This is a genomic window from Trichococcus sp. TS_SC_9 (genome assembly GCF_056156325.1).
Genome location: NZ_CM149591.1, coordinates 724,177 through 749,278, shown reverse-complemented (window position 1 = coordinate 749,278; position 25,102 = coordinate 724,177). Strand labels below are relative to the sequence as shown.

Sequence of the window (25,102 nt, the reverse complement as noted above, 5' to 3'; positions counted from 1 at the left end):
AAGATGAATAATAAAAAGTTATTCATCTTTCTGGGCCAACACGGACTGAAAAAGATGAATAACAGAAAGATATTCATCTTTTCGGCCCCCACGCCGACAACCGATTCAACGCGGGGTATGCATCAGAACGTATTAAGGAGGAAAAAAATGATTGTTGAAACGATAAAATTATATCCGGAGCGGGAAGACGTCACGTTGACGACCTATGTCCTTCAGGATTCACCGGAATTGTTGGACGGCGCAACCCGCCCGGCCGTGCTGATCTGTCCGGGCGGCGCCTATCTTTCCTGTTCCGATCGGGAAGCCGAGCCCGTGGCGATGCGGTTTGCGGCGATGGGTTATCATGCCTTTGTGCTGCGCTATTCCGTTTATCTGGATAAGCACGAACCTTTTGAATCCATTTTTGGCGGAGTCGAAAGGCGCGAGCATACGGTCTTTCCGGCCGCGATCCGGGACATCGGCAAAGCCATGCTGACGATCCACGAATACAGCGAAACGTGGCTGGTTGATACAGATCGGATCGCACTGTGCGGATTTTCGGCAGGCGCGCACAATGCCGCGACGTATTCGGTCTATTGGGATAAACCGATCCTGACCGATCATTACCAGGTGTCGGAAGAAACACTTCGCCCAGCCGCTACTATTTTAGGCTATACGTTAAGCGACTACCTGTTCATGAAGGAGACAGAAAAGGATGAAATGGCCACCTTGCTGTTCGATGCATCCGCTATGTCGTTGCTGGGGGAAGCATCCCCTAGCGACAAAACGTTGAAAGAAGTGAGCCCGGCGTTGTTGGTCACAGAAAAAACACCGCCAATGTTCTTGTGGGCCACAGCATCAGACGCACTTGTGCCGGTTGGGCATACGCTGCGGATGGGTATGGCCTTGTCGGAGCACAAAATTCCTTTTGAACTCCATGTATTCGAGGATGGTCCGCACGGATTGAGTCTTGCCACGCAAGCCACTGCTAACGCAAAAACATTGGTCGATCAGAATGCAGCCAAGTGGATCGATTTAGCGGACGCCTGGCTGTTGAAACGCTTCAGTTTCGATTTGCAGGATCAAACCAGATGGGATTAGTAACCGGGGATGAAGGTTGCGATGAAAAAAGATGGATAACAGTGAGATATCCATGGTTTCAGATCACCGGAGGCCGAAAAAGATGAATAATAAAAAGTTATTCATATTTCGGGACCAATTTGGAAAAAAAAAGATGAATAACAGACAGCTATTCATCTTTCCGGCCTCGCCGGCAAACAATTAAATGTAGAAATGCGCAAAAAAGTTAAGGAAAGCCTCATTATTTCGAGGCACCCCCTTAACTTTTTTTATCTATCCAGATTTTTTTTCAAGAAACTTTAGAACCCATGCCGTTCGACTTCCAACAGCGCGAAGGTTTTCGACTCCGAATCGTATTCGTACTTGAAGACGCAGCAGTTGGTGATGCCATCCTTCATCACATCATGCGGATCCTGCCAAGCGCGCAGGAAGTGGATGCAGGCACCGGCATGGGAGACAGCAAGCACAGTCTTATGGTCGTCTTGTTCCATAATTTCGATGCAAGTCTTGACCATCCGCTCCTTTACCTGATCGCCGGATTCGCCACCGTACTGCACGAAAAAGGTACTTTTGTCTTTGGGATTCAGATCTTCGCTCTCACCTTCGAAGGTGCCGAAATGCATTTCCTTCAGGCCTTTCAGACGCTGGTAGGGCATCAATTCGTTCGTAACGATTTCCAGCGTATCGCAGGCGCGCTCGGCTGTGGAGCTGTAGGCGTGGTCGAGATCGATATCATCAAAGTAGGCACTGGCGATCCCGGCTTGTTGGATGCCGAGCTCCGTCAAAGGCGAATCGCATGCCCCCTGGATTTTTCTGCGGACATTGAAAAGGGTCTGGCCATGGCGCATCAAGTACAACGTTTTTTTCATGTGGGTTCCTCCTGGGATGTGAAGCGTATGCGTATCAATTATACTACTTGCTTCGGGGGGCAAGTCAACATAGAGTGTCTCCGCATACTCTCCGCTCTCATACATATGGCTGACGTGATACGCCAAACGGGTTTTCTCCTCCGGCGAACGGAGGCTACGCCGGAGCACGCCTCGCATTTAAAGGCCCCTTCTCCGATGAGGGCAAGCTCGCCGGAGAAGAGTCCGCAACATACCGCTGTCCTCCGGTGGGGGAACCCTCGCCGGAGGAGGGTCCCGATTCCGTCGCTCGGCGCGGCCTTCTCACCATACGGCATCGTAGTATTGGAGCGGCTGTTCCACGTAAACTCGGTGCGCGGAATCTTCTACATAGAAGCGGCGATCCTGCTCGGGTTAGCGGTATTCAGATTTGTGATTACTTTGAGGAAACCTCGGGAAAATCCGCAGATTGCTGCAGCAGAATAGAATTAATAAATAAAATAAGACATTAAAAATCACCCACGAAGGATCTTGAGTCCTTTGCGGGTGATTTGTTTGGTAAACGGTATGGACATCCGGCTATTTTTTAGTTTCATCCGGAGGGCAATCATTTTCTTCTTCAGGGCTGTCTGCAGTTTGTTCGGGCTTCATTGCTCCCAATGGGAAGGTCGGCAAGATTTCTTCGGATCCTTTCAGTCGGTATTTAAGCGCTCCGGATGGGCAAGTATGGATGACGCGCGCCACTTCTTCGGGCGAATCTGCATCAGCCAAAATCCAAGGTTTTCTTTTCGTGTCAAAGATGGCATTGTTCCCCCGCACGCAGTTGCCGGAATACGTGCAGACGCTTAAATTGAAGTAGACATCGACCTTTTCTCCTGTATATTTTCTATAGCCACTCGCTAATAGTTCAGACTCATTCATAATAATGCCTCCCCTTTTGGACCGCTTTTGATAGCGGATTCATTTGTGTCCATTATATCACTTTGAACATGAAATCCGTAAAGGAATACTTCTTTTGGGCAAAGGTGGCTATGGGCGATGAAAAGTAGTAGACTAGGTTTGGAGAACAGGGGAACTTTTTGATGTCCCCGTTGCACGAAGAACAAAAGGATTGGGGTGATACAAATGGACGCAGATAGTAGTCAGGGTATAGCAGACAAACCACCTAGGTGCGGTTTTAGCCTGAATGGTTCTGAGCGGAGCCAGCCATCAGGTCTGTTTGTATCCTCAGCCCAATCGCAGATAATATAAACCGGAAACTTGTCATCTATAATCTGTCTGTTGTACCTTCAAAAATTTTAATCAATTTGGAGGTGTAGACATGGAATTGAACGAAATATTGTTAAACGCAGTAGCAAACAAAAATGTGAGAGAACTGAAGGAGCTCGTCGGCGATCACTATCCTGTGGATGTCGCAACGGCTCTGTTTGAATTTGAAGATGAAGAATTAGCCGCCTTGCTTAATCTGTTGGAAGCGAAGGAAATCGCCGCCATCATAGAGGAAGCGGAAGAAGAACTCCAGCAAGGCATGATGGGCTTGCTGGACTCGAAGAAGATCGTCAAGTTCTTCGCCTACATGTCGCCCGATGACATCGCCGATATCCTGGGAACGATCGGTGTCGGACAACGCAAAGAAATCTTGGGCATGATGAAAAAAAGCGACTCGAATGAGATCCAGATGCTTTTGGGTTATGGACCGGACACAGCCGGAGGGATCATGACCACGAAGTACATCGCCTTGAGAAGCGAACTCAGCATGAAAGATGTGCTGCAGGAAATCCGGCGCATCGGCCCTAAAACAGAAATCATCGAAACGATTTTTGTCGTCGACAAGGCGAATGAACTGATCGGATCTGCCGATCTAAGGGATATTTTGACATCTGCCGAAGATGTCAGTTTGGAAGAAATCATGAATGACAATGTCCTCTCGGTCCGCCCAGAAACTGACCAGGAGGAAGCCTCGCTTATCGTTTCCAAATACGATCTGAAGGTTATTCCTGTCGTGAACCGGAGGAACGTTATCTTAGGCATCATCACCATTGATGATATCATCGACGTTATCGTCGAGGAACAGACAGAAGACTTACTGATGCTTTCAGGGGTTAGCAAAGATGAAAAGGTCGGCAACAAAATCAGCACTTCTGTTGTCAGAAGGCTGCCTTGGTTGGTCATCAATTTGATTACTGCTTTCCTGGCTTCCTTTACGGTGGGGATGTTTGAGGATGTCATCATCCAAGTGGTCGCGCTCGCGGCTGCGATGCCGATTGTTACCGGAATGGGTGGAAATGCTGGCTCCCAGACGTTATCCGTGGTCATAAGGAGCATCGCGTTAGGGGAAGTCGATATAAAAAATGATTGGAAATATGTTTTCAACGAGGTCGGCTTGGGGTTGATCAACGGGTCGGTGACCGGTTTGATCACCGGCATCATTCTTTACTTGAGATACGATAATGTCTTTTTGGGACTCATCATTTTCATAGCCATGATTGGAAATCTCATCATCGCGGGTTTCTTCGGGTTCTTGATTCCCTTGGCCTTGAAAAAATGGGATCTGGATCCGGCAATTTCTTCCTCCATTTTCCTCACTACGGCTACTGATGTCTTCGGGTTCTTTCTCTTTTTAAGCTTGGCAAAAATGTTCTTGCCGCACTTGTTGTGACAGGCAATCATAAAAGGTTATCCGAGAGGCGCTTATGAGATAAGCGCCTCTCTTTTTCGCACGTGGATGCTTTGCGGAAATCTGCCTTCAGAGCCATCGGCGATACTCATTAATGGCTGGTGTTGTATAATTTAAGAAAATCAGTTTTCTTGCAAGTTGCTCTATGACGTTTTGGAGGGGATTGACGATGTTCAAAAGAAATCACAGGATGAAAATCCTTTTTGCAACACTAATAATGGTGACGGTTATGACTGGTTGCGCGAAGGAACCATACAGGGATTCCGCGCTAGAAGAATCGGTGGCAACCAAATATACTCCTCATATATTGGACGCATTCCATATAGCTTTTGCCCCTGGTGCGGATGAAACGGAACGGACTTTCAGCTGGCATACTCGGGGCATGAACAAAAAAGCCGTAGTGGAGCTGAGCCGGCTGGATGAAGCAGGCAATATCCTGTCGAGCGAGACGTTTGAGGCGACTGTCGAAGGTGTTTTGCGCGGCCAATCAAGACACAAGGCCATCATCACCGGACTGGAGGAGAACCAGCTTTATTCCTACCGCTTCGGAGACGGCCACCGTGCCTGGTCGGAATCCTATACATTCCGGATGCAGGCGACCGAGGACGGTGACTTCAACTTCCTGTTCTTCGGCGATCCGCAGATTGGGGCAGGCGATGGCACCCAGATCGATGCGGACGGATGGGATCGCACGGTGACGACCGCGACGGAAATGTTTCCCGATACGGCCTTTCTTGTATCGTCGGGTGATCAGGTGAACCGCGCCAACAACCCGATCCAATATGATGGCTGGTTCTCCCCGGAAGAGCTGACCGCCTATCCTATCATGCCCATTGTCGGTAACCATGATGCTGCCTCGTTTGCGGATTATTTCAATGTGCCGAATGAGACGGGCTGGGGAGGTGATTCCGAAGACAGCGATTTTTACTTTACCTATGGAAACACGCTGTTCATCGCTTTGAACACGCAAACGAACGATACCGACGAGCACCGTAAAGCGATGGAGTTGGCGATCGCGGCAAACCCGGATGCGATCCATCGGATTGTGCTCGTGCACAAGTCGCTCTATAGCAGCGCGGACCATGCGCTCGACGAGGACGTTTTGGCTTTGCGCGCCGGGTTGGTGCCCGCATTCGATGAGTTGGATATCGACGCCGTCCTGATGGGCCACGACCACGTGTATGTACGGACCTACCAAATGGAGGGCGATCGGGTAGTCGGGAAAATCAGCTACAACGAGGAAGGGGCGGCGGTCGATCCGGACGGCACTGTCTACCTGACAGGCAACTCAGCTTCCGATTCGAAATATTACGAGATGCGAGATCCTTCCGTTTATGACCGCTACTCCGCAGTCGCCCTGCAACTGGAGGAGCCGACCTACATGAATGTAGAAGTGACGGACGATTCGCTCACTTTCACAACGTACAAAGTTTCCGATCAGTCTGTAGTGGATGCGTACAGCATTGTGAAGACATTTGGGGAGGAATGAATCAACAAACGAGTCGGTGTTAAGTCAAATAGATAATTGATAGCACAAAAAAAGCTGATTGCGGCTATGCAATCAGCTTTTTTCTGTGGAACAAGCGCTTGTATAAGTTTAAGTATTACTCTTGGATGGCTGCTTCCAACGCAACAATGATCATGTCGTTGAATGTTGTTTGACGTTCTTCGCTGGAGGTCAATTCGCCGGTGATCAGGTGATCGCTGACCGTCAGGATGCTGAGCGCTTTGACATGGAATTTAGAAGCCAAGTAATAAAGCCCTGCTGTTTCCATTTCGACCCCGAGTACGCCATATTTGCTCATATTGTCTGTGATATTGGAATCACTGTAAAAGCTGTCAGATGAGTAGACGTTTCCGACGTGGATGTTCATCCCTTGTTCTTTCCCGAGCGTGTAGGCTTTATTGATCAAGTCATAATTTCCGATAGGCGGGAAATAGGCTGGCGCGAAATCTTTGTAGATCATGGATGAGTCCGTAGCCGCCGCTTGTGCGATGATGACGTCGCGGATATGCACATCTTCTTGGATGGCACCGCATGTACCGATGCGGATCAAGTTTTTGGCGCCAAAATCATTGATCAATTCATGGATGTACAAGGTTGCGGATGGCATTCCCATTCCCGTACCTTGCACCGATATTTTTTTGTCCTTATAAGTGCCTGTATAGCCCAGCATGTTCCTGACGGTGTTGTAGCATACCGCATCCTCCAAGAATGTTTCCGCGATATACTTCGCACGAAGCGGATCCCCCGGTAATAGAACGATTTCCGCGATTTGCCCTTTTTCTGTATCAATATGAAGACTCATAATGATTTCCTCCTCTTTAGTGGTTAGTACCAATGATAGAGCAAAGGAGGATGAAGCGTTATGAAATCGCTCTCAGTGTAAGTGTGAGGATGTTCACACTTATTTTGTTAAAGGGTTCATTCTTGGAAAGCGTTTTCTTTGTTAACATGAAGGCACGACATCAGGGACCTAGATGTTTGCGTAATCTTTCAATTTAGGAAGGTTCAAGATGCGGATTTTCTTTGATTCCAAAGCAATGATTTTTTCATCCTGCAGATCCTTGAATGTTTTTGAAACGGATTCCCGGGTCGCGCCGATGATGCTGGCGATCGTGCTTTGGTTCGTATGCTGGATGATCAGATCAGTGGAAGCCTCACTGTTTTCGATAAAGTCAAGCAGGGTACGACAGACGCGGGTGTGGACGCTATGGAATGTGAGATTCTGTATTTGCCTGTTCAATGCCTTAAAGCGTTGATTGTAAATACGGAAGATATTTTTCAGAAGAGCTTTATTCTCATAAAGTAAGGTAGTGAAATCTGCTTGGGATAAATAGTAAATTTCTCCATCTTCAATCACTTCCACAGAAGAGAGAGCGTTGCCGTCCGAAAAAAGTTCGATCTCGCCAAGTATTTCATGTCTTTTTGCGAAACCGAGTATGAGTTCTTTACCCTCATGCATACGATACACCTTCAGCATGCCGCTCTTGATGATGTAAATTTTTTCGATGGGATCATCCTCGAAGATAAGCATATGGTTTTTCTTGTACTTCCTCGATGGGAGCTTTGAAAGGATGGTCTGTACTTGTTCATCGGTCATACCATCAAATAGTTGAATGCTTTTACTCATAATTTCACCTCAGACAAAATTGTAACATGAAACAGAAAGGAAGGGTATCGTGAAAAGTAAACGAATACATTTGATCGTTTTGGACTCTGTTGGGATCGGGGAGGCTCCGGATGCGGCAGTTTTCCAAGATAGCGGGGCACACACCATAGGCCACATTGCCGAGAACATGGCATTGCGAATGCCCCATCTCGAAAGCTTAGGATTAGGCAATATCGCCGAAATCAAAGGGATAGAAAAGGCGATCCCAAGCAAAGCGTATTGGACAAAGCTGGCTGAAAAGAGCGCAGGGAAAGACACAATGACAGGCCATTGGGAAATTGCCGGCCTACAGATCGATACGCCATTCAGGGTGTTCCTGGATGGGTTCCCCGAGGAACTGTTGGAAAAAATAACATCCTACTCAGGCAGAAAAATCATCGGCAACAAACCCGCTTCGGGAACAGCCATCCTGGATGAGCTGGGGCCGGAACAAATGGAGACAGGAGCATTGATCGTCTACACATCCGCTGACCCTGTCCTTCAGATTGCAGCACATGAGGATATCATCCCGTTGGAGGAACTGTATGATATCTGCGAATATACACGCCAGATTACAAAAGATGATCCCTATATGATCGGCCGGATCATCGCACGGCCTTATATTGGAGAACCTGGTTCCTTCCAACGAACAGCGAACCGGCATGATTATGCATTGAACCCATTCGGGAGGACCGTATTGGATCAGCTGAAGGACAATGGGAAAGACGTCATTGCTGTTGGGAAAATCAACGACATCTTCAATGGCCAAGGCATCACCCAAGCCATCCGGACAAAGAGCAATATGGACGGTGTGGATCAGTTGCTGAAGGTCATGGGCGAGACATTCGAAGGGCTTTCATTTACAAATTTGGTCGACTTCGATGCGCTTTACGGGCATCGCCGGGATGTTCGAGGATATGGGGAAGCTTTGATGGCATTTGATGCACGAATGCCGGAAATACTTGATCAAATGGCAGAAGATGACTTGTTGATCATTACAGCAGATCATGGAAACGATCCGACAGCACCGGGAACGGATCACACGCGTGAATATGTACCGTTGCTTGTCTATTCAAAACAATTGGTTCAACCAAGTGAATTGACCACAGCTCATCATTTTGCGGATATTTCGGCAACCATCGCGGATAATTTCGATGTACCACAAGCAGAACACGGAAAAAGTTTTTTGGCGGAATTAAAATAAAAAAATCATAGGAGTGATTCAGATGAAAAAATTTACAGTTAGAACGATTGGTTTTTCCTTATTGGCAACAACCTTGTTAGCTGCCTGCGGAAACGGTGGCTCAAGCGACAGCAGCGAAAGCGGCACAACTGCCGGGAAAGAGTTTAAAGTCGGGATGGTAACGGATTTGGGCAGTGTGAACGACAAGTCCTTTAACCAAAGCGCCTGGGAAGGATTGCAAAAATTACAAGCAGACTTCGGCTACGATGTGAAATATCTTGAACCACAATCCGATGCGGAAGTGGAACCGAGCTTGCTGCAATTCGTCAACAGCGGCACGGACTTGACCTGGGCAACTGCAGCAACGTTGGCGGATGCTGTTACAAACATAGCCAAAAATAATCCCGATGCTAAATTGGGAATTGTCGATGCCGATATCGAAGGGATCGACAACATTGTATCGATTTCATTCAAGGAGAATGAAGGGGCATTCCTGGCGGGAATTGTGGCAGCGAGCATGTCTGAAACGGATAAGATCGGATTTATCGGTGGAATGGAAATCCCTGTTATCCAACGCTTCCAAGCCGGTTTTGAAGCCGGAGTCCGTGAAATCAATTCGGATGCAGAGATCGTCGTGAACTATGCGGGCGTATTCAACCGTGTGGATATCGGGAAATCTGCTGCCTCCACCATGTACAACGACGGTGTGGACGTAATCTTCCATGCTGCAGGTGGAACTGGGAACGGTATTTTCAATGAAGCACAAGAACGTTTCCAAGCTGGCGAAAAAGTTTGGGTCATCGGCGTCGATAAAGATCAGTCCTTGGAATTCGGGAATGATGTTACATTGACATCCATGATCAAGAACGTCGACAATGCAGTCTATGAAGTATCCCAACAAGCTGCCGACGGGGAATTCCCAGGTGGACAAGTGGTGCGTCTAGGATTGGCAGAAAATGGCGTTGGTTTGGCTGATACTTCCGATATCAATGTGCCGAAAGAAGTACTGGATGTGGTCGAAAGCTATAAGGAAAAAATCATTTCTGGAGAAATCACAGTGCCTGAACAGCCATAAGGAGAATACTATGATGAATCAAACGAAGGTCGAGAAAGTATTGGAATTAAAGCACATCACAAAGAAATTTGGCGATTTTGTCGCTAATGATGATATTTCACTGACAGTAGGACGTGGAGAAATCCACGCTCTGCTTGGTGAAAATGGGGCTGGAAAATCCACTTTGATGAATGTGGTGTTCGGGATGTATCAACCAGATGGCGGTGCCATATCGGTTTATGAAAATGAAACGAAGATTGAGAACCCGAATCACGCCATTCACCTCGGCATCGGGATGGTCCATCAACATTTTAAACTGATCGAAAATTTTACCGTGACCGAAAACATCATCTTAGGGATGGAACCAAAGGACGGAATCCGAATTAACATGAAGGCAGCGGTGAAGGAAGTCAGCGATATCTCAACGAAGTACGGGTTGAAGGTGGATCCGACCAGTAAAATCGAGGATTTGCCCGTTGGGATGCAACAAAAAGTTGAAATCTTAAAATGCCTTTATCGCGGTGCCAATCTGTTGATTTTTGATGAACCGACTGCGGTATTGACCCCGGATGAAATTGGGGAACTGCTCCAGATCATGAAAAAATTAGTGGTGGAAGGCAAGTCTATCATTCTGATCACCCATAAACTGAAGGAAATCATGCAAGTAGCCAACAAATGCACCGTCATCCGCAAAGGGAAATTCATCGCTAGCGTGGATGTGGCTGAAACGAATGAAGAACAGCTTGCGCAGCTGATGGTCGGAAAAAACCTTTCCCGTGAAATCGAGAAAGCAGCATACAACCCGCAAGCGACCGTGTTGGAAATAACGAACCTTACCTCGTTCAGCGCCAGCAAGAAGCGGATTTTGGATGACGTTAATCTGACCGTAGCGGCCGGCGAAATATTAGGGATTGCCGGGGTGGACGGGAATGGGCAGAGTGAATTGGTGGAAGCAATCGTTAAGATGCGCGCATTCGATGAGGGGGATGTCCATATCAATGGCGTCTCCATCAAAGAGAAATCCACGCGTGAAATCTATGAATCCGGTGTGAGCTATGTGCCGGCCGACAGACATAAACATGGCCTTGTTTTGGATAACGATATAGCCGAAAACCTGATTTTGATCGAATATTACAAGGAAAAGCATAACCAAGGGATCAAACTGGACAAAGTGCGGATGTATGAAGCAGCGCGTGAAGCGATGCAAAACTATGATATCCGTGCTGAAAATGAATATACGGTTGTGCGGGGCATGTCCGGCGGTAATCAACAAAAAGTCATCCTATCGAGGGAAATCAGCCGCGATCCAAAACTCCTTATCATCGTACAGCCGACAAGAGGTCTGGACATAGGCGCCATCGATTTTATCCATCGCCAAATCGTGCGTTTGCGTGACAAAGGAGTCGCTATCCTGTTGGTTTCTTTCGAATTGGAGGAAATTTTGACCTTGTCAGACCGGATAGCAATCATCTTCGACGGTAAAATCGTCGGGGAAACAAAACCAGAGACAACTAACGACAGAGAGCTGGGTCTGATGATGGCTGGTAAAGGATCGGGTGAGGAATGATACCATGGAAAAATTGAAAAGAAAGACAAAAAACAGTAATGTAATGGTTCCAATCATCGCCGTACTGATTGCACTCGTTATCGGAGCAATCGTGATGGTCATCGGTGGGTACAATCCGTTGGTTGCCTATCAGTCGTTGGTCACAAAAGTATTCGGATCGGTTTATGATATCGGGGAAACGATTCGTGCCATCATTCCGCTGCTTTTGAGTGGCCTGGCTGTTGCGGTGGCCAATAAAGCGGGTGTATTCAACATCGGAGTGGACGGCCAGATCATTATGGGCGCCGTCAGTTCCCTTTTGGTCGGTACGCTCATCGAGATGCCGCCTATTTTGCACGGTATTGTGGCCATCTTTGTCGGTGTCGTTGCGGGTGGATTATGGGGTGTGTTGGTTGCGGGTCTCAAGACCAAATTTGGGATCAATGAGGTCATCAGCTCGATCATGCTGAACTATATCGCTTTGTATTTCAGCCATATTTTGATCAAGAATTTCGCGGCGCAGGAAGGGACGGCACGTTCCGCCATGATCAAAGAATCGGCTGGCATAACGTTCCCTTCCCTGAACGAAGTGTTCGATGGCGCGCGAATCCATTGGGGATTCTTTCTGGTCCCGTTCATCATCTTTGCTTTTTACTACTTCTTTGAGAAGACCCGCTGGGGATATGAAACCAAAGTCGTGGGCTTGAATCCGAATGCAGCTTCCTATGCCGGCATCCGCGTGAACCGCATTATGACACGCACGATGTTCCTTTCCGGGGCTTTGGGTGGCTTAATCGGTACTTTGGATACGCTGGGCGTTTATGGGTATGTCGCAATCAGTTCCTCAACAAGCGGTATAGGCTTCGATGGTGTGGCCATTGCATTGCTGGGAGGCAATTCCGCATTGGGAACAACCTTGTCCGGGATCCTGATCGGGGCTTTGAATTACGGTTCGCAAGGGATGCAGTTCGGAGCGGGCGTGCCGAGCGAAATCATCGGCATTGTGATATCGCTGATTATTTTCTTTGTGGCAGCACCCGGAATCGTCAAAGCCGTATTGCCAAAGAAACAATTGCATAAAGAGGAGGCGAAATAGATGGTAGCCAATATTATAAGCGGCAGTTTGATTTTTGCTACAGCACTGTTGTTCGGTGCACTTGGCGGGATGCTCAGCGAGCGGGCAGGAGTCACCAACTTAGGAGTCGAAGGATTCATGATTTCTGGGGCCTTCTTCTCCGCTATCGGCGCCAACTTCGCCGAATCGATGGGAATGGGCGGGTTCAGCCCGTGGATAGGTTTATTGTCGGCCTTTGTGTTCACTTCTTTGTTCTCAGGGATGCATGCGCTGGCGACCTTGAAATACAAGGCTGATCATGTCATCAGCGGGGTGGTCATCAACTTGCTGGCGGCCAACTTCACCTTTTTCTTGGTGAAATTATTGTTTGATGGCGCAGCAGATACACCACGCTTACGGAATATGTTCGCAAAAGTGAACATACCGGTATTATCCGACATACCATTCATTGGGGATGCCTTGTTCCGTTCCTATCCTACAACCTATTTGGCCTTCATTATGGTCTTTGCCATCGGATTTTACTTCTTCCGCACACCTGCAGGCTTACGTCTGAGAGGGGTCGGCGAAAATCCTGGGTCCATCGACACTGCCGGGATCAACGTCATGAAAATTAAATTCTGGGCTGTGATGCTCAGTGGTTCGATTTCTTCCTTGGGAGGGGCGACCATTGTATTGACGACAAACGGAAACTTTTCGTTCAATACAATCGCCGGGCAAGGATTCATCGCGATTGCGGCAGTCATTCTGGGACGCTGGAACCCATACGGCGTCATGATGGGAGCGTTACTTTTTGGATTCGCACAATCCATCAAAGACCAGATCCAAATCTTGGACTTTGCAAGTGCCATTCCGACTGAATTCTTCTATATGTTGCCATACATCGTGACGTTATTGGCGCTTATCTTCACAGGAAGAAAAACTAGGGGTCCAAAAGCGTTGGGTGTCCATTATGACGCGAGCGTGAGATGATGGAGCTATTGCAAGAACTGTTTCGTGTGAAAGAGAAAGGCAGTTCGATACGGACCGAAATGTTGGCGAGTGCGACTTCCTTTTTCTCTATTGTGTATATTGTGGCCGTCAATGCGCTGATTTTGTCGCAAGCCGGCATGGATTATAATTCTGTTGTGATTGCGACGATACTGACGACAGCCATCAGTAACATTCTGATGGGTCTGTATGCCAATTCGCCTTTGATACTTGCTCCGGGAATGAGCGACAATGCCTTCTTCACCTACATCTTGGTCGGAGCCTTTGCTTTTACTTGGCAAGAAAGCTTATCGATTATCTTTATCGTCGGTTTGCTCTTCTTCCTGTTGACGCATTTCAACGTGGTCGATCACCTCCTTCGCTCCATCCCGGTGACTTTGATCAAAGGCATGAGCGCGGGAGTCGGCTTCTTCTTGATCTTCCTTGGCTTGAAGAACGGCGGAATCATCGTATCCTCAGAGGGTACAATCGTGGCACTGAATAATATTTTTCAACCGGTGCCGTTGACGCTGTTGGCAACACTGCTGGTCGGACTGATCCTGTTCGTCAGAAATGTAAAAGGCAATTTTTTGTTGACGATTATTTTCGGTGTTCTCATTTCCATTGCTTTAGGGGTAACGGACATCAGCTCATTTTCCTATTCCTTTATCGATCTGGGTTCCTTGGAGCCGTTTATCTTCCAACTTGATTTTTCGGGCGTTCTGTCGATGGACTATTGGGTTGCCGTATTTTCCCTCTTGATTTTGGTCGTTTTCCAAAATTTAGGGACACAGGTCAGTTTTTTGACCTCCGAACAACCCAAAGTGTTGAAACGAACGCTTGAATCAAACGCATTGTCAGTGATGATTGCAGGTTTATTGGGATGCAGCTCCACCTGCACAAGTGCGGAAGGGGCAACAGGCATCGCTGTGGGAGGAAGGAGCGGATTGACATCCTTTATGGTGGGCGTTTATTTCCTGTTCACCATCGCGTTGATTCCCTTCATTGCCCTTATTCCGCTGGCTGTCATTTCGGCTTTGCTCATCATTGTGGGATCCTTGTTGGCTGCCAACAATCTGAAAGGCATCAATTTTGATGATTTCACGGAATATTTCCCGGCCATCCTGATGGTGTTGATGATGGTATTGACGTTCAACATTGCGGACGGTATCGGCTGGGGCTTTATTCTGTACACGTTCATCAAAGTATTCTCGGGTGATCGACAAGCTGTTTCGAAAATGATGTATGGATTGACAGGCATCTTTGTTCTGTATTTTGTGCTGAAATTCATTTAAAAAAGGCAAAAAGTCTGTCTCTTTTTGGTATGCCACCCGTCAATAGGACAGTAAAATATTTAAACAGTTTTACAGACTGCTCCCCGTAATGTGGGGGCAGTTTTTTTGCATATATATATCTGCCGCGCTTACGCTTGGCGGCCCACACGTTTTATGAGCGAAGCACAACCCGCTCCCCTCACAAAACGTGAGGGGTCATTAGGCTGCCTCGAAATACTGGTCATGGAACTCCATCGGAGTCATGATATGCAGCTTTCTTTGAATGCGTCTATTATTGTAATATTCCATATAGTTGTGAATCATATCAATCAAAGAGGAACGACTCGTAAATTTGCGACGGTAATATTTTTCACGCTTGATGAGCGCCCAAAACCCTTCCATAGGGCCATTGTCAATACAACGAGCGACACGGGACATGCTTTGTATCATACCAGCCTCGCTTAAACGCGCACAGAATTGCTTACTTGTATATTGAAATCCGCGGTCACTGTGGAACAACGGCTGAGCTTCTGGCTCATTTTGTATGGCTGCATCAAAAGTCTGGAGGACTAGCGGCATATCGTTTTGATCACTGATTATGTATGCGACAATTCGACGGTCATAAAGATCCAAAATGGCACTCAAATATACTTTCTTGATTGCCGGTCCTTCGTAATACTTGAATTCGGTCACATCGGTCAACCATTTTTCATTTGGTGCGTCTGCACGAAAGTTCCGGTTGAGGCGATTTTCGGCGATATGATACGGATTCTGTGCACCTTTGGTGATGCTATTCGCACGATGTTTGATTCGGGATTGGATTTGTTGACTACGGCATAACCGAAGGGCGCGGTTGTCACTGATGATCATGCCATGGGTATATTCCAACTCATCGCGTATCCGACGATGACCCATATCGTCATGTTCTTCATGGATCTGTTTTGCCACTTCAGCGATTTGGTTGTTGCGAATTTCCCTTGGACTTTGTGGTTGCTCAAGCCAGCGGTAATAAGCGGAGCGTGTCACATGTAAGATTTCGCACATAACTTGCACCGGATAACCTTTTTCTGTATGGAATTGCTTGATGGTTTCGTACTCAGCTTGTTTTCTTATTTCGCTCAACGATTCCTCCTTTCTAATTCTTGGAATTTTTTTGTTACATCAAGTTCCATTTTTAGACGTTGATTTTCGCGTTTTAAACGTGCTAATTCGTCTTGAAGTAATTCCTCGGGAGTCCGGCTGGGCATTGTCCCTTTCCTGCGCCCACGGCGGTCTTCCAACCCTGCTTCTCCCAATTCCGCATATCTCTTTACCCATTGATAGACGTTTTGATAGGAGACTTGATATTTTATAGCCATAGCACCATAATCTTTTCCATTCTCTAAACAGTCCAACACAATTTTTAAACGCTCATCTATGGTTGTTATCCGACCTTTGCTCATAGTACTTCCTCCACTGGTTGTTTTGAAGTCTTTATGAGTATTATAATCCTTTAGCCAGTTCTGCAGTGGCGTTTTGCTCCGCAAACCATATTTTTTGGCGATTTCAATCATGCTGCCCAGGCCGTTCAGATAGTCCGTGACGGCTGCCAACTTTAACTCCTTGGAGTAATGACTGTTCTTCTTTACCGGTAAAAGGGCCGATGGACCGCCGTTCTCATAAAGTCTAATCCAATTGCGAATGGTCTCTTGAGATACTCCAGCGTTCTGTGCTGCCCTTGATATACCGATTTCATTTCTCACATATTGCTCGACAATGTTGACTCTGTTTTCGACAGATAATTTCATAGCTCTTTTAGACATAGAAAAAACCCCCATATAAGACTTGAAATAATTCAATGTCCTATATAGAGGTAGCATATCATTTTCGAGATAGGCTTTTTGCTTTTTGAGCGATATTCAGGATTGCCGGATTTTCCCTCAGGAGAGTCGGTCCCCGCATGGATGCAGCGCTTCTTCTTTTGCGGTCAGAAAATTTTTTCGCACGTAATGCTTGCAAACGTTTTCCGAACGTGCTATATTATTTGTGTAATCGGTTACACATTTACAACCAGCGGAGGTGAAGGAGAATGGCTACTATCAAGGAAGTTGCAGAATTGGCAGGTGTATCCGTCGCAACAGTGTCAAGGTTCATGAACGACAGCGGATATGTAGGGAAGGCTTCACGCGAAAAGGTCGAAAGAGCAATCAAGCTATTGAATTTTTCGCCGAATGAAGTTGCGCGGTCCCTCTATCAGAAAAAATCCAAGCTGATTGGATTGCTGCTGCCGGATATCGCAAACCCGTTCTTCCCATTGGTTGCTAAAGGTGTGGAAGATAAAATCAACGAGAGTGGCTACAGTCTCATCCTTGGGAATGTGCAGGGGGATGTCGAAAAGGAAAAAGATTACCTGAAAATTTTCGCGCAGAACAATGTGGCGGGAGTCCTGTCCGCAGTACAAGGTAGCACAAAAGAATTCCATGGCATGCCATACGTGTTATTGGATCGGGTCAGCGAAGATATCGAATTTGCAGTTCACACGGACGATTTCCACGGTGGCGAGTTGGCGGCACAGGCCATCAGCGAGCGACAAGCAAAGCATGTCGTCATTATGGTCGGGCCGAAAGACGTGCCAAGCTCGCATGACCGGCTTTCCGGAAATCTGAGGGTATTGAACGAAAAAAACATTCCTTACCAACTGTACCAAACCGATACATACCAATTCGATTCAGCGGAAAAGACTGCACAGCATTTTTTGGATCAATTTCCTCATGCGGACAGCGTGATTGCTTCCAATGACGTGTACGCATTGGCAGTCATGAAGGAAGCTATCAAAAGAGGGATCCGTATCCCTGAGGAACTTCAGATCATCGGCTATGACGATATGCCATTCGCTGCACTGATGTTTCCTGGGCTTTCCACAATTGCCCAGCCAGCTTATGAGTTAGGCTATCAAGCTGCAGATCTTCTTTGCAGACATATCGAAAACAAAATCATTCTGAAAAAAAGGATACAATTGCCTGTAACGTTAATAATAAGAGAATCATTGAGGGAGAAGATGGAAAATGGGTAATATTATGGTGTTAGGAAGTATTTCAACTGATTTTGTCGTCACAGCCGACAGACGCCCAGAAACTGGGGAGACCATTACAGGGAAGGACTTCAGGACTACTTTCGGAGGGAAAGGCGCTAACCAAGCAGTTGCCAGTGCGCGCTTGGGCGGCAACGTTTCAATGGTAGGGACTGTAGGAAATGATTTGTTCGGGACGGAATTGATCGAAAACCTGAAACGCAATGGGATTGATACAAGCAATGTGGAACGGGTTACACATTTACCTTCAGGGTCAGCCCACATCACGATTGTCGATGGCGATAACGCAATCATTTATATCCCGGGTGCGAACAACGCATTCGAAAGCGCAAGGCTGCAAAATCTGGAAACAGAACTTGAGAAAGTCGAGCTGATGGTCATCCAGAATGAGGTGCCGCAAGAGATTGTCGAAGCCGTGATTGGACTGTGCTTTGAGAAAGGTGTAAAAGTGCTCTACAATCCTGCACCTGCAAGGACAGTGGATGAGGCTTTATTGGAGAAAGTCACTTTCATGACACCAAATGAGAGCGAATACAAAATCATGTTCCCTGGGTTATCACTTTCGGAAGGAATCAAGAAATACCCTGGAAAACTCATCGTTACACTTGGCTCCAAAGGCGTCTGCTACCATGATGGCTCGGTTGAACGGAACGTTCCGGCATATGTTGTCGGACCAGTGGACACTACCGGAGCGGGGGACACGTTCAATGGTGCCTTTGCGGTAGGAATCGCATCAGGATTGGATATCGAAGCCAGCCTGCAACTCGGGAATCTGGCAGCGGCATTATCCGTACAGAAATTTGGAGCGCAAGGCGGCATGCCGACACTAGCTGAACTGAAGGAGAATGAACATTATGAAAAAACATGGAATCTTAAATAGTGATATCGCAAAAGTTTTGGCGGATCTGGGACACACAGATAAAGTTGTGATCGGCGATGCGGGCCTTCCGATACCGGAAGGCGTCAAAAAGATTGATTTATCCTTACGCTTGCATGAACCTGCCTTTCAGACGATTCTGGAGTTGCTGATGGAAGAGATGGAAGTGGAAAAAGTATTTTTGGCTGAGGAGATAAAGGAGCAGAATCCGGACCAATTCGAGCGGACTATGGATCGGATGGCAGGCGTTGACGTTGCCTTTGTCAGTCATGAGACCTTTAAGGAAATGACGGTTGATGCTAAAGCCATTATCCGGACAGGAGAAGCGACACCTTATTCCAATATCATACTGCAATCAGGAGTCCTATTTTAGGAGGGAAACAAATGGAAGTTGTGATGAAAGGAATCACGAAAAGCTTTGGCACCAACTACGTATTGAGGGGCGTTGACTTCACCATCAAAGCGGGAGAAGTGCATGCCTTAATGGGAGAAAACGGGGCCGGCAAATCGACACTGATGAATATTTTGACCGGACTTCATAAGCCGGATGCAGGCGAGATCCTAATAGATGGCACCCAAAAGCAATTTGACAGTCCAAAGGAAGCGGAGAAATTCGGGTTGAGCTTCATTCATCAAGAAATGAATACGTGGCCGGAAATGACGGTAGTCGAAAATTTATTTTTGGGAAATGAAATCAAAAACGCTATCGGATGGATCAACAACAAGAAAATGAGAGCGCTTGCCATTGAGACGTTCCGTGAGCTAGGTGTATCCTTGAATCTGGATGAAGAAGTGAAGAATTTGTCGGTAGGGCAGCAACAGATGATCGAAATCGCGAAGTCCTTACTTTCCGATGGTGAAGTGATCATTATGGACGAACCTACAGCAGCCCTGACGGAAAGGGAAATCGAGGTATTGTTCAGGATTATCCAGAACCTGAAGCAAAAGAATGTGGCCATCATCTACATTTCCCACAGGATGGAAGAAATCTTCAAAATCAGTGACCGCATCACGGTCATGCGTGACGGTGTATCTGTTGATACGAAACGAACAGCTGACACTAGCAACGATGAAGTGGTGCGTAAAATGGTCGGCAGGGATCTCGCTGATTATTATCCGGCGAAGACTTCCAAAATCGGACCTATCGTTTTCGAAGCAAAGAAACTTTCATCGGAACGGAAATTCCAGAATGTGTCCTTCCAAGTGAAAGCAGGGGAAATCGTTGGTTTTTCGGGACTCATGGGAGCAGGACGGACTGAAATCATGCGGAGCATCTTTGGAATCGATCCGCTCGACAGTGGTGAGATGTATCTTGAAGACAAGAAAATAACCATTTCCAGTCCAAATGATGCCATTCGTCAAGGCATCGGATTCTTGACGGAGAACCGGAAAGAAGAAGGTTTGATTCTCGATTATTCCATCAGTGAAAACATCAGCCTTCCTTCAATAGACGGTTTCCGTAAGAATGGCCTGATCGACACACAAGCCGAGAAAGATTTTGTTGAGTTGCTGATGGAACGCTTGCAGGTCAAAGCCGAAGGGTGTGATGATATTGTTTCCGGACTATCCGGAGGGAACCAACAGAAGGTCGTTTTAGCCAAATGGATCGGCATCGGCTCCAAAGTATTGATTTTGGACGAACCGACGCGCGGTGTGGATGTAGGCGCCAAACGTGAAATCTATCAATTGATGAATGAACTGGCGGACAGAGGCGTTGCCATCGTTATGGTTTCGAGTGACTTGCCTGAGGTGCTTGGTGTAAGTGATCGCATTGTGGTTGTCCATGAAGGGAAAATATCCGGTGAGTTGCAGCGTGGAGAGGCGACAGAAGAGAAAATCATGAAATTAGCAACGGGGGTAATGTAAATGAATTTAGGAATACAAGCCTTAAAAAGTAACAAAGAAAAGGGCCCAGCAAAAAAAAGGCTGAATAAATTGGGGCCTTTGCTCGCATTAGTTGTGCTTGTCATATTTGTCACCATCATGAACCCGAGCTTCATGTCACCTACCAATCTGCTGAACCTTTTGAGACAAGTTTCCACAAATGCACTTATCGCTTTCGGTATGACCTTTGTCATCATCACGGGTGGGATTGACCTTTCTGTAGGTTCAACGCTCGCTCTTAGCAGTGCTTTGATGGCGGGCATGATCGCTTCCGGTTTGAATCCTGTCCTTGCGATGGGAATGGGCTTGGTACTTGGTGCCTTTTTGGGAGCCTGCAATGGTGTAATGATCACAAAAGGTAAAATGGCGCCATTCATTGCGACCCTTGCAACGATGACGATCTATCGCGGACTTACTTTGGTTTACACGGATGGGAATCCTATCACTGGTATCGGGAACAGTTTCATATTCAAATATATGGGCCGAGGCTATCTTTTCGGCATTCCTTTCCCGGTGGTTGTGATGCTTCTCTTCTTCGGAGTGTTGTATGTGCTTTTGCATAAAATGACATTCGGAAGAAAGACGTTCGCACTTGGTGGGAATGAGAAGGCTGCGTTCATTGCCGGCATCAAGAGTGACCGCATCAAAATCGCCATCTATTCCATTTCCGGATTGATGGCGGCAGTCGCTGGTATCATCATCACTTCTCGTTTGAACTCTGCTCAACCGACTGCGGGTAATGCCTATGAAATGGACGCGATCGCATCCGTTGTTCTTGGAGGAACCAGTCTATCCGGAGGACGCGGAAGGTTAGTGGGGACATTGATCGGAGCATTGATCATCGGTACGCTGAACAACGGTTTGAACCTATTGGGTGTATCGAGTTTCTATCAGCAAGTCGTTAAAGGTGTTGTCATCATCATCGCTGTTTTATTGGATCGTAAGAACAAAAAATAGGAGGAATAAAAATGAAAAAATTATTGGGATTGACTGCTGCTTCTTTGTTACTGTTGGCTGGATGCGGAGGAGCTACATTGGAAGGCGACAACGCAGAAAGTGTTGCTGTCGAGGAAAAGGAAGCTTCCGAATTGGTTGTGGGAGCCTCTATTTCAACTTTGAATAATCCGTTCTTTGTTTCATTGGAAGCCGGCATCACTGGACTAGCGGAAGAAAATGGCACGAAAATCATCAGTGTCGATGCCCAGGATGATACAGCAAAACAGACGAATGATGTGGATGACCTTATCCAGCAGGGAGTCGATGTATTGCTGATCAATCCGGTCGATTCGGCTGCGATTGCTCCTGCTGTGGAAGCCGCAAACAGCGCAGGCATCCCTGTCATCACAATCGATCGTTCCAGCGATGGGGGAGAAGTGGTTACCTTAGTTGCTTCAGATAATGCAGCCGGAGGAGAGCTAGCTGCGCAATATATTGTCGAATTATCAGGAGAAGGAGCCAACACAGTCCAACTGGAAGGTGTTCCCGGTGCTTCTGCAACTCGTGAAAGAGGAGAAGGCTTCACGAAAATCGCTGAGGGGTCGTTGAATCTATTGGACAGCCAGACAGCCAATTTTGACCGCGCTGAAGGACTGACAGTTATGGAAAATATGCTGCAGGCGCATGCGGATATCCAAGCGGTATTTGCTCAAAATGATGAAATGGCATTGGGTGCCATTGAAGCAATCGAAGCTGCTGGCTTGACCGGGAAAATTCAGGTGGTTGGCTTTGATGGAACGGAAGATGGCATGAATGCTGTTGAAGAAGGAAAAATGAGTGCGACTGTCGCGCAACAACCTGAAGAAATGGGCAGACTTGCTTTACAAGCAGCCTTTGACTTCTTTGCTGGCAAAGAAGTAGATGCGTACATCCCTTCTCCGCTAGAGTTGGTCAAAAAATAAATAAAGAGTCACTTGCAGCACCTCGAAGTGACTGCAAGTGAAGAAAGCCCCTGTCCTCGCGCCTTAGTTGCGTAAGGGCAGGGGCTTTTTGGCGCAATCCAGTTTAGGGTGTTGCGCATGGCTTTCGAGGGACTGGATTTTAGCAGCCTTCAGCTAATCAAAATAGCTCCTCGATTGTATCAATATTTTCCCTTTCCAACTGAAAAACGCTTGTAAATATGCTGTCAAAATGGTACATTCTCATTGTAATCTAATGTTCGGAAGAAAGAAGGAAATTCCATGAACTACGTATTTATATCTCCCCATTTTCCCAGTAATTTCAAGAATTTCGCAATCGGTCTGAAGCGGGCGGGCGTGAATGTCTTCGGTATCGCCAGCGAGCCGTTTGAGTTGTTGGATACTGATTTGCGCGAGAGCCTGACCGAGTATTATCGCGTCAATGATATGGAAAATTATGACGAAATGATGCGCGCGGTGGCCTATTTGACTTACAAGCACGGCAAAATGGACCGTATCGAATCGCACAACGAATATTGGTTGGCGCAGGATGCGCGTCTGCGCACTGATTTCAACGTATTCGGCTTCAAAAACGAGGATATGGCCTTCGTAAAACTGAAATCCGCCATGAAAGAAAAATTCAGAGAAATAGGCATTCGGGTAGCGCAAGGGCGTGTCATCGGCGATTATCACGATGCCCTCGGGTTATGCCACGAATACGGATTCCCGGTCTGCATCAAGCCTGATTCAGGCGTAGGTGCGGCGGATACGCACAAAATCCGTTCAGAAGAAGAACTCGGGCATTTTTTCCATGTGAAGAATCCATATGAATCGTATATTCTTGAGGAATTCATCGACGGAAAGATCGTCACATATGACGGTTTGACTGATGCCGCGGGGAATATCCTTTTCGATGCCACGCTTGTGTACGAAAAAGCAGTGTTGGAAATCGTCGAAAAAAATGCGGATATGTTCTACTATGTCGACCGCAATATGCCGGAAGACTTGCGCGAAATCGGAACCAAACTCGTTCAGGCCTTCAATGTCCGCGAGCGTTTCTTCCATTTTGAGTTTTTCCGTTTACCTGACGGCAGCTTGGTTGCCTTGGAAGCCAACTTGCGTCCGCCTGGCGGTCATACGATGGACATGTGGAACTGGGCCAATGATGTCGATCTGTATGCCGCATACGGGAATCTGGTTGCGACCGGCAATTTCACGGCGCAGATGAACACGCCTTACTACTGTTGCTATGTCAGCCGCAAAGGTGTCCATCCTTACCGCTTCACGCATGAGGAAGTGATTGCCCGTTACGGAGGCAACGTTGTCCTGTTTGAAGAAATGCCGGGGATTTTTGCGGCTATCATGGGGGATTTCGGCTACGTCATCCGTGCGGCAGAATATCAAGAACTGATGGACATTATCCATATGATTTCCATAACCGAATAGACTGGGGGAAATAAGATGCACGTAGAATATTCATCACAATGGAGCGGTCACTTGAACCGTGAGATGCGTTTCAATCGCTATGGACATGCGGGTAAACCGATCATCGTCTTCCCATCATCTGGAGGAAGCCACAACGAATACGCGGACTTCGGCATGATTGAAGCCTGCCAGTGGTTCATCGACCAAGGCTTAGTGCAATTTTATACACCCGACAGCATGGACAACGAATCTTGGCTGTGCGAATGGAAAAGTCCGTACGACCGCGCCAACATGCACGAACGCTATGACCGCTACATCATCGAGGAACTGGTGCCGCACATCAAGCATCAGACGAACTATCAGGGACCGATGATCACGACCGGCTGCAGCATGGGCGGCTACCACAGCCTGAACTTTTACCTGCGCCATCCGGATGTCTTCGACAGCGTCATCGCGTTGAGCGGCCTTTACGATGTCCGTTACTTCTTTGGGAATTACCATGATCGCAACGCTTATGAGAACTCACCGATCGACTACCTTTGGAATCTGAACGACGGCTGGTTCCTGGACAAATACCGTTCCGGCAACATCATCGTCGCGACCGGCCAAGGCAACTGGGAAGAAGTCAGCATCCGCGACACGCGCAAGATTGAAGAAGTGATGCGCTTCAAGAACATCCCTGCCTGGATTGATTTCTGGGGCGAGAACGTCCATCACGATTGGGAATGGTGGCGTGTCCAGATGCCATATTTCCTGGGCAAACTGAACGAGCAAGGCAAGCTATAATTGTATTTGAGAAGAGAATCCCGTCCTTTCAGCGTTTTGCTGGGAGGGCTTTTTGTTGCGTGGGGATGAATGTCGGGGGCCAAAGTCGGGCCGGCCGCCTTTTTTGCGCGTAAACATGAACAACTGGCCGTTATCCATGCTTTTCGTCCGACGGCGGCTCGAAAAGATGGATTAATAAATTTTATTCATCTTTTTCGCATGCCAGACACTCAAAACCATGAATACTTGGCCGCTATCCATTTTTTACCCACGCACAAGCGAAACCACGCAACCCGGTGTTCGCTTTTCCCTGTCAATCCTGTTCGGAATCGTGTGCTTTTCAGGCCGTGGCTGC

At 47.3% G+C, this 25,102-nt stretch carries 23 protein-coding genes; 17 read left to right on the top strand and 6 right to left on the bottom strand.

Features of this window, described 5'->3' with window-relative positions:
• Nucleotides 1-147: 147 nt before the first annotated feature.
• On the top strand, nucleotides 148-1,080 hold the full coding sequence (locus tag AC0J5I_RS03480) for an alpha/beta hydrolase (RefSeq protein ID WP_475303695.1): 933 nt from the start codon (nucleotides 148-150) through the stop codon (nucleotides 1,078-1,080).
• A 278-nt stretch (nucleotides 1,081-1,358) separates the two neighbouring features.
• Here the strand turns inward: AC0J5I_RS03480 and AC0J5I_RS03475 are convergent, their stop codons facing one another.
• Both AC0J5I_RS03475 and AC0J5I_RS03470 read right to left on the bottom strand, forming a co-directional pair.
• The gene (locus tag AC0J5I_RS03475) at nucleotides 1,359-1,928 is read right to left on the bottom strand and encodes a histidine phosphatase family protein (RefSeq protein WP_475303692.1); all 570 of its coding nucleotides are present in this window, start codon (nucleotides 1,926-1,928) and stop codon (nucleotides 1,359-1,361) included.
• 555 nt (nucleotides 1,929-2,483) lie between these two features.
• Nucleotides 2,484-2,825, bottom strand: a complete 342-nt coding sequence (locus tag AC0J5I_RS03470; RefSeq protein WP_475303688.1) for a (4Fe-4S)-binding protein — start codon at nucleotides 2,823-2,825, stop codon at nucleotides 2,484-2,486.
• A 400-nt stretch (nucleotides 2,826-3,225) separates the two neighbouring features.
• Here AC0J5I_RS03470 and mgtE point away from each other — a divergent pair, with 400 nt between their 5' ends.
• Nucleotides 3,226-4,563, top strand: a complete 1,338-nt coding sequence (gene mgtE / locus AC0J5I_RS03465) for a magnesium transporter (protein ID WP_475303683.1) — start codon at nucleotides 3,226-3,228, stop codon at nucleotides 4,561-4,563.
• 187 nt (nucleotides 4,564-4,750) lie between these two features.
• On the top strand, nucleotides 4,751-6,070 hold the full coding sequence (locus AC0J5I_RS03460; protein ID WP_475303679.1) for a purple acid phosphatase family protein: 1,320 nt from the start codon (nucleotides 4,751-4,753) through the stop codon (nucleotides 6,068-6,070).
• Nucleotides 6,071-6,185: 115 nt separating this feature from the next.
• On the opposite strand, the gene deoD is transcribed toward AC0J5I_RS03460, so the two are convergent.
• Nucleotides 6,186-6,890, bottom strand: a complete 705-nt coding sequence (deoD, locus tag AC0J5I_RS03455; protein WP_475303675.1) for a purine-nucleoside phosphorylase — start codon at nucleotides 6,888-6,890, stop codon at nucleotides 6,186-6,188.
• 168 nt (nucleotides 6,891-7,058) lie between these two features.
• Nucleotides 7,059-7,715: a Crp/Fnr family transcriptional regulator gene (locus AC0J5I_RS03450; RefSeq protein ID WP_475303671.1), complete on the bottom strand. Its 657-nt coding sequence runs from the start codon at nucleotides 7,713-7,715 to the stop codon at nucleotides 7,059-7,061.
• 49 nt (nucleotides 7,716-7,764) lie between these two features.
• Here AC0J5I_RS03450 and deoB point away from each other — a divergent pair, with 49 nt between their 5' ends.
• The 6 genes from deoB to AC0J5I_RS03420 are packed head-to-tail and all read left to right on the top strand — an operon-like array spanning nucleotide 7,765 to nucleotide 14,852.
• On the top strand, nucleotides 7,765-8,937 hold the full coding sequence (gene deoB, locus AC0J5I_RS03445) for a phosphopentomutase (protein WP_475303668.1): 1,173 nt from the start codon (nucleotides 7,765-7,767) through the stop codon (nucleotides 8,935-8,937).
• A 22-nt stretch (nucleotides 8,938-8,959) separates the two neighbouring features.
• Nucleotides 8,960-9,991, top strand: a complete 1,032-nt coding sequence (locus tag AC0J5I_RS03440) for a BMP family lipoprotein (protein ID WP_475303663.1) — start codon at nucleotides 8,960-8,962, stop codon at nucleotides 9,989-9,991.
• A gap of 13 nt (nucleotides 9,992-10,004) precedes the next feature.
• The gene (locus AC0J5I_RS03435) at nucleotides 10,005-11,537 is read left to right on the top strand and encodes an ABC transporter ATP-binding protein (protein ID WP_475303660.1); all 1,533 of its coding nucleotides are present in this window, start codon (nucleotides 10,005-10,007) and stop codon (nucleotides 11,535-11,537) included.
• A gap of 4 nt (nucleotides 11,538-11,541) precedes the next feature.
• Nucleotides 11,542-12,612 (top strand): ABC transporter permease, encoded by a 1,071-nt coding sequence (locus AC0J5I_RS03430; RefSeq protein ID WP_475303656.1) that lies wholly within the window; start codon nucleotides 11,542-11,544, stop codon nucleotides 12,610-12,612.
• The gene (locus tag AC0J5I_RS03425) at nucleotides 12,613-13,560 is read left to right on the top strand and encodes an ABC transporter permease (protein WP_475303652.1); all 948 of its coding nucleotides are present in this window, start codon (nucleotides 12,613-12,615) and stop codon (nucleotides 13,558-13,560) included. It begins immediately after the preceding gene.
• Entirely contained in the window at nucleotides 13,557-14,852 is a 1,296-nt protein-coding gene (locus AC0J5I_RS03420; RefSeq protein WP_475303647.1) for an NCS2 family permease, read from the top strand. Before AC0J5I_RS03425 ends, AC0J5I_RS03420 begins: the two co-directional genes overlap by 4 nt.
• Before the next feature lie 198 nt (nucleotides 14,853-15,050).
• Here the strand turns inward: AC0J5I_RS03420 and AC0J5I_RS03415 are convergent, their stop codons facing one another.
• Nucleotides 15,051-15,953: an IS3 family transposase gene (locus tag AC0J5I_RS03415; RefSeq protein ID WP_475299478.1), complete on the bottom strand. Its 903-nt coding sequence runs from the start codon at nucleotides 15,951-15,953 to the stop codon at nucleotides 15,051-15,053.
• Complete coding sequence (locus AC0J5I_RS03410; protein WP_475299477.1) at nucleotides 15,950-16,633, bottom strand: helix-turn-helix domain containing protein; 684 nt, start codon at nucleotides 16,631-16,633, stop codon at nucleotides 15,950-15,952. The genes AC0J5I_RS03415 and AC0J5I_RS03410 overlap by 4 nt, the downstream gene beginning before the upstream one ends.
• A 266-nt stretch (nucleotides 16,634-16,899) precedes the next feature.
• Between AC0J5I_RS03410 and AC0J5I_RS03405 the strand changes: the two genes are divergently transcribed.
• The 8 genes from AC0J5I_RS03405 to AC0J5I_RS03370 all read left to right on the top strand — a co-directional run bounded on the left by AC0J5I_RS03405 (nucleotide 16,900) and on the right by AC0J5I_RS03370 (nucleotide 24,768).
• A complete protein-coding gene (locus AC0J5I_RS03405; protein WP_475303643.1) occupies nucleotides 16,900-17,883 on the top strand; it encodes a LacI family DNA-binding transcriptional regulator in 984 nt (327 codons plus the stop codon).
• Nucleotides 17,876-18,781 (top strand): ribokinase, encoded by a 906-nt coding sequence (rbsK, locus tag AC0J5I_RS03400; RefSeq protein ID WP_475303638.1) that lies wholly within the window; start codon nucleotides 17,876-17,878, stop codon nucleotides 18,779-18,781. Before AC0J5I_RS03405 ends, rbsK begins: the two co-directional genes overlap by 8 nt.
• Nucleotides 18,756-19,151 (top strand): D-ribose pyranase, encoded by a 396-nt coding sequence (gene rbsD / locus AC0J5I_RS03395; RefSeq protein WP_475303635.1) that lies wholly within the window; start codon nucleotides 18,756-18,758, stop codon nucleotides 19,149-19,151. The genes rbsK and rbsD overlap by 26 nt, the downstream gene beginning before the upstream one ends.
• Nucleotides 19,152-19,162: 11 nt before the next feature.
• The gene (locus AC0J5I_RS03390; protein WP_475303631.1) at nucleotides 19,163-20,644 is read left to right on the top strand and encodes a sugar ABC transporter ATP-binding protein; all 1,482 of its coding nucleotides are present in this window, start codon (nucleotides 19,163-19,165) and stop codon (nucleotides 20,642-20,644) included.
• Nucleotides 20,645-21,619 (top strand): ABC transporter permease, encoded by a 975-nt coding sequence (locus tag AC0J5I_RS03385; RefSeq protein WP_107996297.1) that lies wholly within the window; start codon nucleotides 20,645-20,647, stop codon nucleotides 21,617-21,619. It abuts the gene before it with no gap.
• Between the two features lie 11 nt (nucleotides 21,620-21,630).
• On the top strand, nucleotides 21,631-22,560 hold the full coding sequence (locus AC0J5I_RS03380) for a substrate-binding domain-containing protein (protein ID WP_107996299.1): 930 nt from the start codon (nucleotides 21,631-21,633) through the stop codon (nucleotides 22,558-22,560).
• A gap of 279 nt (nucleotides 22,561-22,839) precedes the next feature.
• The gene (locus tag AC0J5I_RS03375) at nucleotides 22,840-24,003 is read left to right on the top strand and encodes an ATP-grasp domain-containing protein (protein WP_107996300.1); all 1,164 of its coding nucleotides are present in this window, start codon (nucleotides 22,840-22,842) and stop codon (nucleotides 24,001-24,003) included.
• A 15-nt stretch (nucleotides 24,004-24,018) separates the two neighbouring features.
• On the top strand, nucleotides 24,019-24,768 hold the full coding sequence (locus AC0J5I_RS03370; RefSeq protein ID WP_107996302.1) for an esterase family protein: 750 nt from the start codon (nucleotides 24,019-24,021) through the stop codon (nucleotides 24,766-24,768).
• Nucleotides 24,769-25,102: the final 334 nt, after the last annotated feature.

What these genes read in the sequence shown, in the direction of transcription:
- AC0J5I_RS03480 (WP_475303695.1), top strand. Translation starts at nt 148, where the DNA reads ATGATTGTTGAAACGATAAAATTATATCCGGAGCGGGAAGACGTCACG.
- AC0J5I_RS03475 (WP_475303692.1), bottom strand. Translation starts at nt 1,928, where the DNA reads ATGAAAAAAACGTTGTACTTGATGCGCCATGGCCAGACCCTTTTCAAT.
- AC0J5I_RS03470 (WP_475303688.1), bottom strand. Translation starts at nt 2,825, where the DNA reads ATGAATGAGTCTGAACTATTAGCGAGTGGCTATAGAAAATATACAGGA.
- mgtE (WP_475303683.1), top strand. Translation starts at nt 3,226, where the DNA reads ATGGAATTGAACGAAATATTGTTAAACGCAGTAGCAAACAAAAATGTG.
- AC0J5I_RS03460 (WP_475303679.1), top strand. Translation starts at nt 4,751, where the DNA reads ATGTTCAAAAGAAATCACAGGATGAAAATCCTTTTTGCAACACTAATA.
- deoD (WP_475303675.1), bottom strand. Translation starts at nt 6,890, where the DNA reads ATGAGTCTTCATATTGATACAGAAAAAGGGCAAATCGCGGAAATCGTT.
- AC0J5I_RS03450 (WP_475303671.1), bottom strand. Translation starts at nt 7,715, where the DNA reads ATGAGTAAAAGCATTCAACTATTTGATGGTATGACCGATGAACAAGTA.
- AC0J5I_RS03440 (WP_475303663.1), top strand. Translation starts at nt 8,960, where the DNA reads ATGAAAAAATTTACAGTTAGAACGATTGGTTTTTCCTTATTGGCAACA.
- AC0J5I_RS03435 (WP_475303660.1), top strand. Translation starts at nt 10,005, where the DNA reads ATGAATCAAACGAAGGTCGAGAAAGTATTGGAATTAAAGCACATCACA.
- AC0J5I_RS03430 (WP_475303656.1), top strand. Translation starts at nt 11,542, where the DNA reads ATGGAAAAATTGAAAAGAAAGACAAAAAACAGTAATGTAATGGTTCCA.
- AC0J5I_RS03425 (WP_475303652.1), top strand. Translation starts at nt 12,613, where the DNA reads ATGGTAGCCAATATTATAAGCGGCAGTTTGATTTTTGCTACAGCACTG.
- AC0J5I_RS03420 (WP_475303647.1), top strand. Translation starts at nt 13,557, where the DNA reads ATGATGGAGCTATTGCAAGAACTGTTTCGTGTGAAAGAGAAAGGCAGT.
- AC0J5I_RS03410 (WP_475299477.1), bottom strand. Translation starts at nt 16,633, where the DNA reads ATGTCTAAAAGAGCTATGAAATTATCTGTCGAAAACAGAGTCAACATT.
- AC0J5I_RS03405 (WP_475303643.1), top strand. Translation starts at nt 16,900, where the DNA reads ATGGCTACTATCAAGGAAGTTGCAGAATTGGCAGGTGTATCCGTCGCA.
- rbsK (WP_475303638.1), top strand. Translation starts at nt 17,876, where the DNA reads ATGGGTAATATTATGGTGTTAGGAAGTATTTCAACTGATTTTGTCGTC.
- rbsD (WP_475303635.1), top strand. Translation starts at nt 18,756, where the DNA reads ATGAAAAAACATGGAATCTTAAATAGTGATATCGCAAAAGTTTTGGCG.
- AC0J5I_RS03390 (WP_475303631.1), top strand. Translation starts at nt 19,163, where the DNA reads ATGGAAGTTGTGATGAAAGGAATCACGAAAAGCTTTGGCACCAACTAC.
- AC0J5I_RS03385 (WP_107996297.1), top strand. Translation starts at nt 20,645, where the DNA reads ATGAATTTAGGAATACAAGCCTTAAAAAGTAACAAAGAAAAGGGCCCA.
- AC0J5I_RS03380 (WP_107996299.1), top strand. Translation starts at nt 21,631, where the DNA reads ATGAAAAAATTATTGGGATTGACTGCTGCTTCTTTGTTACTGTTGGCT.
- AC0J5I_RS03375 (WP_107996300.1), top strand. Translation starts at nt 22,840, where the DNA reads ATGAACTACGTATTTATATCTCCCCATTTTCCCAGTAATTTCAAGAAT.
- AC0J5I_RS03370 (WP_107996302.1), top strand. Translation starts at nt 24,019, where the DNA reads ATGCACGTAGAATATTCATCACAATGGAGCGGTCACTTGAACCGTGAG.